Source organism: Magnetococcales bacterium (assembly GCA_015228935.1).
GTDB lineage: Bacteria > Pseudomonadota > Magnetococcia > Magnetococcales > DC0425bin3 > HA3dbin3.
Window position 1 is genome coordinate 1 of sequence record JADGCO010000129.1, and the last position, 10,019, is coordinate 10,019.

Below are 10,019 nucleotides of genomic sequence, written 5' to 3' on the forward strand. Positions count from 1 at the left end.
TATTTTCTCAAGATATTCTCCAAATTGCTACCGATCCAATTGCCGGATTTAGGGTCATGCGTCCGCGCGTCGCCATTCTGGGACGCCATCACGACGGCACCTTGCGCGATATCAGCATCAATCCCCATCTGCCCACGGACGACCGGGTCATTGTCTTTCGCTTTGATGGTCAGCTCTTTTTTGCCAATACGAGCTATTTCGAAGATTCCATCCTGGCCGCTGTCTCCACCAAGCCCGAAGCGAGCCACATTCTGATCGTCGGTGACGGCATCAACCGCCTGGATGCCTCCGGAGAGGAAGTGATTCACCATGTCGTGGAACGCATGCGGAAAAATGGATGTGTTGTCATGTTTTCCGGCCTCAAAAAACAGGTCCTGGATGTCATGCGTCGTACCAGGCTTTTCGACCAGGTTGGCGGTGACCGGAATATATTTCCTGATGAATACATGGCACTGACCGTCATCTATCAACAATTGAATGATGCGCACCATCAGCCCTTGTTGAATGGATGAAATGGTGCAGCAGGGAGTGGTTTCGGACTTTTCAAACGTTTTTCATCCGTGTTGGCTACTTGCCGGATTTTTTTGAGGGAACTCATTCAGGAGACTTGTTTGTGGACAGCTTTCGCCGAAAAAAATACACACCGTGGTACCCTGCCCTACCTGGCTGGTCATGCTGACTTTCCATCCATAGTGATCACAGATGCGTTTGACCAGAGAGAGACCGATACCGGAACCGCCATGCCGGGACGAAACCCGGAAATGACGCTGAAAAATCATCTCCGTCTGCTCGGAACGAATCCCGCAGCCACTATCAGTGATGGAGAGGGTTGTCTTGTCCAGAAGAATGTCGATTTTGCCCTGATCCGTATAGGCAAAGGCGTTGCGGACCAGATTGGCTGTGGCAATGAACAACAATCCCCGATCCGCTTTCACGACCAGGGTCGGATCGACCTGCACCGTCATCTGGACCGGCTTATCCTTGAGTAAAAAGCGGTGTTTTTCCACGACCTCGTCAATCACATCCGCCACCTGGGCATGGGATTCGATGGAGAAAGTCTGTTGCTCACGCGACATCAACAACAGAGCGGTTCCCATTTCCGTCATGTCGCGTGCGGCACGATCCAGGCGCAGAAGGCGAATTTTGTGCTTCTCCGACAGGGTTTCGTCGGCCAGCAGAATTTCCAGTGTACTGATGATCACGGCCAGGGATGTCCGTAATTCATGACTCAAATCGGCTGTAAAAGCGCGTTCACGTTCCATGAAAGCGCGAATGCGCGCCAGATGCAGGTCAAAGGCATTGGCCAGCCTGCCGACCTCGTCATGAGAAAAATCATCTGCCAATGGCTGCGACATCTCCTCGGGTTGGCGGGTCTGGATGCGTGTGGCCAGCTCGGTCACCGGAGCGATGATGAGACCAACCAGCCAGATGCCGCCGAGAGCCGAGACCAGAATGACAATCACGACACCAGCCGCAAAAAACAGGGTGAACCGATGTTCACGCTTTTGCTGCAAGGAAGTGTCGAAAAGGAAAAAATACCGCAACCCTTCCCGGTTTTCCACGGCAACCCGATACGCAAGGGAACCCAAGTTCAGGTCATGTCGTCCCGGAGCCAGTGTACTCAGATAATCAGGAATCTCTTTGCCAGGCAATGATGGATTCTGAACATATCCCTGCAACGTTACTGTATGAGGGGGCAGGGAGTTGGGATTGCGTTCACGACGGGCAAAATAGTCGTCCAACTCCGCAGTCAGGATGGTATCGACCAGACGCTGACCGAGATCACGCATGGCCAAAAGCGTGGCAGCGGCCATGAACATGCTGACCAATGCGCCGAACGTGGCAAAGGAGATGGCCACACGAAAGCGCAAATTGTGCCGGTAGCGCCTCAACGCAACACCAACTGATATCCGATGCCACGCAGATTGTGCAAAAGGGCCGGCAAACCGGGTTTGTCGATGGCAGATCGCAAAGTATGAATATGCACCCGCAAGGCATCGCTGTCAGGAGGTGAATTGCCCCAGACAGCCTGCTCGATATCCTGCCGCCAGACGACACCCGGCGAACGTTGCATGAGCAACTTCAAGACGCGCAGGGGAATGGCCTGGAGTTCCAGAGACCGATCACCGCGACGGACCTGCATGGTGTCCAGATTGTATTCCAGATCCGCCACCTGGAGGATCCGCCGCGAGGAGCCGCGCCCGGTGCGCCTGGCCAGGGCCAGGATGCGCATTTCCAGTTCCTTGAGTTCGAAGGGCTTTGCCAGATAATCATCGGCCCCGCTGGCAAAGCCGACCACCTTGTCGTCCAGGGTGGTGCGGGCCGTCAGCATGATCACCGGTGTATTCTGTTGCCCCTCCTGGCGCAGTTTCTGGCAGAGGGTGATGCCATCCATGCCGGGCAGTTTCAAATCCAGAACAATGATTTCATAGGTATTGACCAGGGCCAGATGCAGGCCGGTGATGCCGTCCATGGCCGAATCGACAACATGGCCTTTTTCTTCGAAATAGTCACAAAGGTTGGCAGCCAGGTCAGCGTGATCCTCTATGAACAATATACGCAACGAGTTGTCCATCACATTCCCACCGCAAGCACGGTTTCATCATGACTTGACCGGCCTGGCCTGACACACTCGTTTCGCCAACACCAGCCGATCAAGAGTGGTACGGATATCAACTTGAGTGTGTTTTATTTAGACGGTGACAACGTTTTGCCGGCTTGCCGCATCTTCCCGCATCCCTTTGACCAGGGCGGCCACAATAATGACCGCTCCGGCCAGCAGGGCCAGGATCATGACGGCGAAGCTGATGTTTTTGAGCAGGGCAGTCGTATCCGGGGTCAAAGGGGTGATCATCTGCAACTGGGAGAGATAGACCGGAATGACGAAGGCACGACTCACCAGCACCGTGAGCATGATGACGCCCATGACGAGTTTGATGAGGTAGGGCTTGACGTAGGTGGTGCCAATGGCTCCCAATTGAATGCCAAACAAGGAGCCGGCCAGAATGATCATGGCCAGACGCACATCCACGAAGCCACTCAGGGAAAATTTGATGGTTCCACCGAAACCCATGACGAAAGCTGTCACCAGTTCGGTGGCCGAAGCCATGATGCTGGTAAGACCCAGGACATAAATCTGGGCCGGAACCCCCACAAACCCACCCACGGCAATGGTGGCGGCCAAAAGACCGGTCGCAAAACCGAGCGGAATGGTAAACAGGATGGAGACCCGGGTCTTGAGGCTGGAAAAATAAACCATGGTGCCGGGAATATGAACCGACTGCACCCACAGGGCAAGACGACCGGGTTTTTCCGCTTCATGGGTTGTACCGGAACGATGGATGCGGATCGCATCGCGCAAGACAAAACCGCCGACCAGGGCCAGAACAATGACAAAGGCCACCGAAACATAAAGATTGGAACCGGCATCGCCAAAGGATTTCTTGATGGCCTCCTGGAAATGGATGCCCACCAGGACTCCCGCTTCGGCTGAACTGCCCATGATCAGCCCCATCTTCCAATCCACTTGCCCATATTTGGCACGTTTGATGGCTCCCACCAGGGCCTTGGGAAACTTGTGGCACATGTTGCTCGCCACGGCCACAATGCCGGGTACCCCCATGCTCATCATGGCCGGGGTCAGGACAAAGGCCCCGCCAGAACCAATGAAGCCGCTGACCATGCCGCCAATGAACCCAACGATGAACAGGTACATGATATTGGCCAGATCCAAATGGATAAAATTGATCTCTTCCACCGCGTGTTCCTTTATTCTGAGAGAGGGTCCCTGTCCTCTGCCGGGAAAAACCAACCCGGGAAGAAAACGACTATTTTTTTGCCTTGATGCCCAGGACGTTCCAGAAGGCTGCCGTAAAGAAGCCATGGGCCATGGAGAACAGAAACGCGATCAGGATGGGAACCAGGGCGTAGTAACCACCCAGGGTCGTATAATGCAACACGTCCTGTTCCCTGAAAAACAGCAGGGAGTACATGCCGACGACGATCATTCCCATAAAGAGGGCAAGCGAAATTTCCCGTTGCCGCTGTTGCTCCGGGGAAGAGGTTGCGGCATGCGTGAGATACTCCAGGGCAAAATCCTGGTCGCCCCCTTCCGCCAATCCAGCCGCAGCGAACAAATTTTCCAACGATTTTGCCTGGAATTTCATGTCATGCACTCCTGAAAAAGTTGCTGGTGGTCCCAGGTCAAAAGCACGATTTGCGCCAATCAAATTTAATTAATGATAACAATATGTTAAATTTGAGTTAACCGGACGTTCCCGAGTTTGGGTATTGCACTTTGCAACAGTTCATGAACGCATGCCGACACGGCATTCTGTTTGTCATTGTATTTTGGTGGGTAAATGGGCCACAATGGCACTGTTGCAGCTTGAAACACCCGGGTTGCAGAGCGCAATAGAAGTCCCTTGTCTTCACACTTGCCAGCGGACTCACCGAATTCCAGGGAAGTCTCTTGTTTCCACACTTGCCAGCGGACCCACAAAAAATCCATGCCAACGGTTCCCAAGCCGACCACCTCCCTGCGGCGCAAAATCACCCTGGGCTATATGGCCATCGGCGTTTTGATTCTGGGCCTGTCGCTGGCGGCCTACATGGAACTGCGGCAACTGGAAAAACGCCTCGCCATCGGCAGCCGCATTGAAAATTTTCTCAATGTAATCCTTGAGTTGCGTCGTTACGAAAAAAATTATTTCCTGTATCGGAAAGAGTCCGACCTGGAAGCGTACCAGCACTGGATGCAAACCGCCCGGGAACTGCCGGAACACCATATCCAGGAATTTGCTCTCTTCATGTCTCCCGGGATTGATCTGCGCCGGTATATCCAAATCTATGGAGAAGCCATGGACGCCTATGTCAACTCCCGTCTGACGCAGCCAAACGAGATGGCAAAAGTGGAAGAGATGGTCCGCCAGGCCGGCAAGCGTGTGGCCACCTTGGCCGAAGAGATGGCCATTCTGGAAAAAGAGCGTCTGTTCGCCACCCTGGCCGGTCATCGCCGGATATTGGCCGGGGTGATCGTCATCCTGTTTTGTCTGGTGCTGGCTGCCGGACACATTCTGGCCCGCATGGTGACCCGCCCCCTGAAAAACATGGAACAGGCCATGCGCCAGGTGGCAGAAGAAAATCCGGAACACATCGACATGACCTCGAACGATCAGGAAATCAGTTCCCTGACCCACGCCGTCAACCGCATGCTCCAGGATTTGCGGGTTCGGCAGCGGCAACTGGTGCGTTCCGAAAAGCTGGCCTCCCTGGGAACCATGCTCTCCGGTGTGGCGCATGAATTGAACAATCCCCTGTCCAACGTCGCCACATCCTGCCAGATCCTGCTGGAAGAACCGGATCTGCCCGACCTGCACCGCGACATGCTGCGTCAGATCGATGAGCAAACCTTGCGTGCCCAACACATTGTACGATCCCTGCTTGATTTTGCCCGGGAGCGGCCCTTTCAGAGGGAATCTGTCATGGTGGCAGGTCTGGTGGAAGATACCCTCGGTTTGCTGCGTGCCCAGATGACCACCGACATTCAGGTCGAGCGGCACATGTCCGCCGATTTGACCGTTCATACGGACCGACAGCGGTTGCAACAGGCCTTGCTCAATCTCATCAAAAACGGCATCGATGCCCTGCAAGGCAGGGGCAAAATTGTCATCCAGGCGCGTCTGTTGTCGCAGGCTCCCCCCCTGACCGGCAATGATCCTCTGCGTCTGGTGGCAGGCCATGTCCAGAAATGTCGTTCGGGAAAGGTGGTGGAAATCCTGGTTCAGGACACTGGTCCGGGCATCGAACCGTCCGTATTGCCGCGCATCCTCGACCCCTTCTTTACCACCAAGGAGGTTGGTCAGGGATCGGGTCTGGGACTGTTTGTCACCTACGAAATCATCGAAGAACATGGCGGTTGTCTGGTGGTGGATACCCGACCCGGCATTGGCACGGAGTTTCGCCTGCTGCTGCCCCAGGAAACCGCCCCTGTCATCGGGAACGTTCCATGAATCCATTTCGCCTGTTGATCGTGGATGACGAAAAAATTGCGGTGAAAAACCTGGAATATGTCATGCGCAAGGAGGGCTACACGGTCACGACCGCCACTTCGGGAGCCAACGCCCTGCGGCTGCTGGATGAACAGTCGTTCGATGTCGTCCTCACCGACCTGCGCATGGACAAGGTGGATGGCCTGGCCATTCTGGATGCCTGCCGTCGCCAACAGGCCGACACCGAGGTGATCATCATCACCGGTTTTGCCACGCTGGAATCCGCCGTGGATGCCATGAAACAGGGGGCTTTTTCCTATATTGCCAAACCGTTCCGTCTCGACGAGGTGCGCCGGGTCACGGCGGAAGCCACGGAAAAAATCCGTCTCAAACGTGAAAATCAACAGCTCAAGGCGGAGATTGCCTGCTATCGGGGGGAGTACCACATCATCACCCAGGATGGGCGCATGCAGCAGCTCCTGGCCATGGCGCAGCAAATCGCTCCCACCGATTGCAACGTGCTGATCACCGGCGAAAGCGGTGTCGGCAAGGAGTTGTTTGCCCGTCATGTCCACAATGGCAGTGGCCGGACCAGCAAGCCTTTTGTGGGCGTCAACTGCGGGGCATTCAACGAAGAGCTGCTCGAAAATGAACTGTTCGGCCACGCACGCGGGGCCTTCACGGGGGCCGGCACCGAACACAAGGGTCTGGTGGAAGCGGCCCGGGGCGGGACCCTGTTCCTGGACGAAATCACCGAAATGCCTACCGCCATGCAGGTCAAACTGCTGCGCGTCATCCAGGAGCGGGAAGTGCGGCGCCTGGGTGACACCACAGCCGTTTCCGTGGATGTGCGCTTCATCGGGGCCACCAATCGGGATCTCGCCGAGGAAATCCGCCAGGGGCGCTTTCGCCAGGATTTGTACTATCGAATGAATGTGGCCATGTTGACCGTTCCCCCCCTGGCAGAGCGCAAGGGGGATATACCCCTGTTGAGTCACTATTTTTTGCGGCAGTGTTCCCAGCGGTTCAACAAGGAGGTGACCAGCATTGATTCCGAGGTCATGACCCTGCTGCATGCCTATGATTATCCAGGCAATGTCCGGGAGCTGCGCAACATCATCGAACGCGGCGTGGCCATGACCAAGGGTTCAACGTTGCTCCGGACCTGCCTGCCGGAATACATGCTGAATCTGGAGGTGCAAGCCATCCGGCGTCGGAATGGACGGGTTCCCACTTTGGAAGAGCGGGAACGGGAGTACGTCTTGTGGGTTTTTCAGCATGAAGCGCACGGCAACCAGACCCTGGCAGCCCAACTGTTGGGTATCGACCGGGTTTCCCTGTGGCGCAAACTGAAAAAATATCAGATCCATGCACACGAGGAGACACCCTGAGTTGGATCAATTTGTGTCTCCGGAAGTGAATAAAAAATTGCAGCAGTGATTCTGCTGTCAAATCGACATTTGCACTCAGTCAATATGTAACAATTTGAAATTTAATCTATTATCTTGACATGCTTCAGGACAAGGGGGGATTTTTTGGTTGATTATCAGTGGGCAGGTGGAATACAATCACGTCGAGGCCGGGTGGAAATGGTGCAAGTCTGGTTGCTGGAATAATTCTTGCTTCCATTATGAAAATGAATGGTTTGACATCATGGATGGGGTACAAAGAGACTGGGCAGTGGGATTCAGTAAAAAAATGATTGTGATTTTTTTGTCAAGATTAATGCGGGGAGTCAACCAGTGAAAAAAGTTTCTGTGATTAATTTTAAAGGTGGTGTTGGAAAAACAACAATTGCGTTTCATCTTGCATGTTATTTATCAAGAGACAGCAAGGTGTTGCTGGTGGATATTGATCACCAATCAAGTATATCACTTGTTGTGCTGGGTCAAACGCTTTGGGGAAAAATGGTTAAGGAAGGGTTAACAATTAATAAGTTGTTTGAATCTTATTGCAATAGGAAAATTAATTTTCCAGGTGATGAGATTATTGTATTTAACGCGATGCACAAAAAAGATAATAGAGTTGACATTTATCAAAATCTTGACTTTGTTTCATCTCAGTTTGAGTTGGACGATACAGAGATTGATCTTGCATCAACCGTGTATGGAACACCGGCTGTTTCAGATTGGGAAAAAAGAACTCTGATTGCAAGGTGGTTGGATTACATTTACACCAATGGTCGGAACTATGACTATGTCATTTTTGATTGTCCTCCAGCAACTAAAATAGTCAGTCAAAACGCAATCTCTTGCAGTGATTGCTTTGTGATCCCTGTGATTCCAGATGAATTATCAACCAGAGGTGTCACGCATTTCGAGTCGCTTGTTAAGAACAAGATTAATTTGAAATTAGAACACACAAAGCAATATGCACGTATAGACGACGGGCAATGTCCTAAAAATTATGTCAGCAAAACTGCTTTGGCAGCTATCATTCCATTCATGGTCAAACAAGCTGGGAGAGCGGCTTCGGGTATGACAGACATTCATACCAACCAATTAAATATACTTAAGAATCGATGGGGTTCTGCTGTTCTCAATACGATTGGCAAGAATTATATTGGAGTGCCTGAGTCTGTCAGCAACGGCTGGCCCGTCTGGAATTGGGGCCGGAATAGTAAAAATGTTAAGCCTAACGTAATAGAGATGATGGACAAAATATGTGAGGAACTAAAACAACGAGTTGATGCGCTATGAACGCAACAGATGCTGATAGATACTATCGTGAAGTTATAGAGATTATGAAATCTCAGTGCGATGTTTATGCTTCCATGCATCCAGACAAGAATTTTTTAAACACATATCTAACCATTTTAAACTTCTTGCAAAATTATTCTTTAAAAGACCTGGATACATTATTAAAAAAATCGGCCAGTGTCCGGGATTTACAAAAAAGTTTCAATATTTCGGAACCAGAAATTTCTACGCTATCCTGCGATGAAATTAAGTCTATTGTTAAACGTCAGGATATTCCCAAAAAGATTTTGGAAAAAATTGCCTCAGAAAGGTTTTTTGTGCCTATTGGTTCTGTAAAAAGTTGTAACAAAACTCAGTTAATAGAAAAAATATTGAATCAAGTGGAAAATGAACAGATTCATTCTACTATAGCTTCTGTGGCAGGCCGGTCCGATTTTATCAGAAAACAACAGACCATGGAAGATGTACGATTATCTTCTCGTGATAAAGATGAGGTTTCGTGAATAGAGGAGACGTGCCTCTGGACGATTTTACTCTTCCAAACGATCCAGTTCTTCGACAAAACGTTTATGGTAACGCAGACGTTTGATGTGGCGTTTGGCATGCTCCCTGGCCGAAGATGCTGAAGATTCTGCCCATGCGGCGGTCAAGGCATCATTCACGGCGGAAATTTCTGCTGCAATCCGCTGCTCGACATCCTGCCGCAGGGCGGCGAGTTGCTGACTGGCGGTAGCATGGGAGGGGGTGATCATGGCCAGAGCCTCGCGCATCTCCATGACTTCCAGCAAAAATTCCGGATCCCCTGCCATGTTCTCCTCGTTGCCGGCAGGGGAGGGAGAGAGATCCCCCCCCTCCAGCAAACGCAATAGATACTCCCCACGCTGCAACGGATCGCGCAGGGTGCGCCAAGCCTCGTTCAGTTGCGTCACCTGCTCCAGGGAGTAGCGCCGCTCCTGAATGGAGCGCAGGGCAAACCGGTCGGGATGAAACAGTTGCTGCTTCTCCCGATAGACAGTGTCCAACTGGTTGCGGTCCACTTGAAAAGCCGGAGGCATGCCAAACAAGGCAAAATAATCCACGCCCGGATCCGGCGGCTGAATGATTTTGCAGCCGTCACAGAATGGACCCTTGCCGACGTTCTTCCCGCAGGACCAACACGAATTGCCTGACATCATGAATCACCACTGCCCCACAAAGCTGTTTTTCCCTCTTGACCCATTTTCGCGGCAGACCCGGGTCCGCCTCTTAGAGGCTGCCTGATAACTTGTTAATTTCAAAAAAAAACGAATGAAAAACTGGGATGGAGGTCCAGGAGGAAGGGCTGTGCCCT

General features: G+C 52.2%; 10 protein-coding genes. 5 read left to right on the forward strand and 5 right to left on the reverse strand.

Going from position 1 to position 10,019, the window contains the following annotated elements; genetic code table 11:
- Positions 1-512, forward strand: a 512-nt coding sequence (locus tag HQL65_18745; protein ID MBF0138276.1) for a sodium-independent anion transporter, incomplete at its 5' end; no start/stop codon positions are given.
- Positions 513-554: 42 nt separating this feature from the next.
- On the opposite strand, the gene HQL65_18750 is transcribed toward HQL65_18745, so the two are convergent.
- The 4 genes from HQL65_18750 to HQL65_18765 all read right to left on the reverse strand — a co-directional run bounded on the left by HQL65_18750 (position 555) and on the right by HQL65_18765 (position 4,166).
- The gene (locus HQL65_18750; GenBank protein ID MBF0138277.1) at positions 555-1,892 is read right to left on the reverse strand and encodes a HAMP domain-containing histidine kinase; all 1,338 of its coding nucleotides are present in this window, start codon (positions 1,890-1,892) and stop codon (positions 555-557) included.
- Positions 1,889-2,563, reverse strand: a complete 675-nt coding sequence (locus HQL65_18755) for a response regulator transcription factor (GenBank protein MBF0138278.1) — start codon at positions 2,561-2,563, stop codon at positions 1,889-1,891. The genes HQL65_18750 and HQL65_18755 overlap by 4 nt, the downstream gene beginning before the upstream one ends.
- A 129-nt stretch (positions 2,564-2,692) precedes the next feature.
- Positions 2,693-3,715, reverse strand: a complete 1,023-nt coding sequence (locus HQL65_18760) for a sulfite exporter TauE/SafE family protein (protein ID MBF0138279.1) — start codon at positions 3,713-3,715, stop codon at positions 2,693-2,695.
- A gap of 112 nt (positions 3,716-3,827) precedes the next feature.
- Positions 3,828-4,166 (reverse strand): hypothetical protein, encoded by a 339-nt coding sequence (locus tag HQL65_18765; GenBank protein ID MBF0138280.1) that lies wholly within the window; start codon positions 4,164-4,166, stop codon positions 3,828-3,830.
- Between the two features lie 342 nt (positions 4,167-4,508).
- Between HQL65_18765 and HQL65_18770 the strand changes: the two genes are divergently transcribed.
- From HQL65_18770 to HQL65_18785, 4 genes are all read left to right on the forward strand, one after another.
- The gene (locus HQL65_18770) at positions 4,509-6,011 is read left to right on the forward strand and encodes a HAMP domain-containing protein (GenBank protein MBF0138281.1); all 1,503 of its coding nucleotides are present in this window, start codon (positions 4,509-4,511) and stop codon (positions 6,009-6,011) included.
- A complete protein-coding gene (locus HQL65_18775) occupies positions 6,008-7,381 on the forward strand; it encodes a sigma-54-dependent Fis family transcriptional regulator (protein ID MBF0138282.1) in 1,374 nt (457 codons plus the stop codon). Before HQL65_18770 ends, HQL65_18775 begins: the two co-directional genes overlap by 4 nt.
- A gap of 351 nt (positions 7,382-7,732) precedes the next feature.
- Positions 7,733-8,689 carry an AAA family ATPase gene (locus tag HQL65_18780; protein ID MBF0138283.1) on the forward strand — a complete coding sequence of 319 codons (957 nt, stop codon included), beginning with the start codon at positions 7,733-7,735 and terminating at the stop codon, positions 8,687-8,689.
- On the forward strand, positions 8,686-9,192 hold the full coding sequence (locus tag HQL65_18785) for a hypothetical protein (GenBank protein ID MBF0138284.1): 507 nt from the start codon (positions 8,686-8,688) through the stop codon (positions 9,190-9,192). Before HQL65_18780 ends, HQL65_18785 begins: the two co-directional genes overlap by 4 nt.
- Positions 9,193-9,219: 27 nt before the next feature.
- Here HQL65_18785 and hscB read toward each other — a convergent pair whose 3' ends face one another.
- Positions 9,220-9,768 (reverse strand): Fe-S protein assembly co-chaperone HscB, encoded by a 549-nt coding sequence (hscB, locus tag HQL65_18790; protein MBF0138285.1) that lies wholly within the window; start codon positions 9,766-9,768, stop codon positions 9,220-9,222.
- Positions 9,769-10,019 lie beyond the last annotated feature (251 nt).

Coding starts and splice junctions, on each gene's coding strand:
- HQL65_18785 (MBF0138284.1), top strand. CDS start 8,686: ATGAACGCAACAGATGCTGATAGATACTATCGTGAAGTTATAGAGATT.
- HQL65_18770 (MBF0138281.1), top strand. CDS start 4,509: ATGCCAACGGTTCCCAAGCCGACCACCTCCCTGCGGCGCAAAATCACC.
- HQL65_18775 (MBF0138282.1), top strand. CDS start 6,008: ATGAATCCATTTCGCCTGTTGATCGTGGATGACGAAAAAATTGCGGTG.
- HQL65_18760 (MBF0138279.1), bottom strand. CDS start 3,715: ATGTACCTGTTCATCGTTGGGTTCATTGGCGGCATGGTCAGCGGCTTC.
- HQL65_18765 (MBF0138280.1), bottom strand. CDS start 4,166: ATGAAATTCCAGGCAAAATCGTTGGAAAATTTGTTCGCTGCGGCTGGA.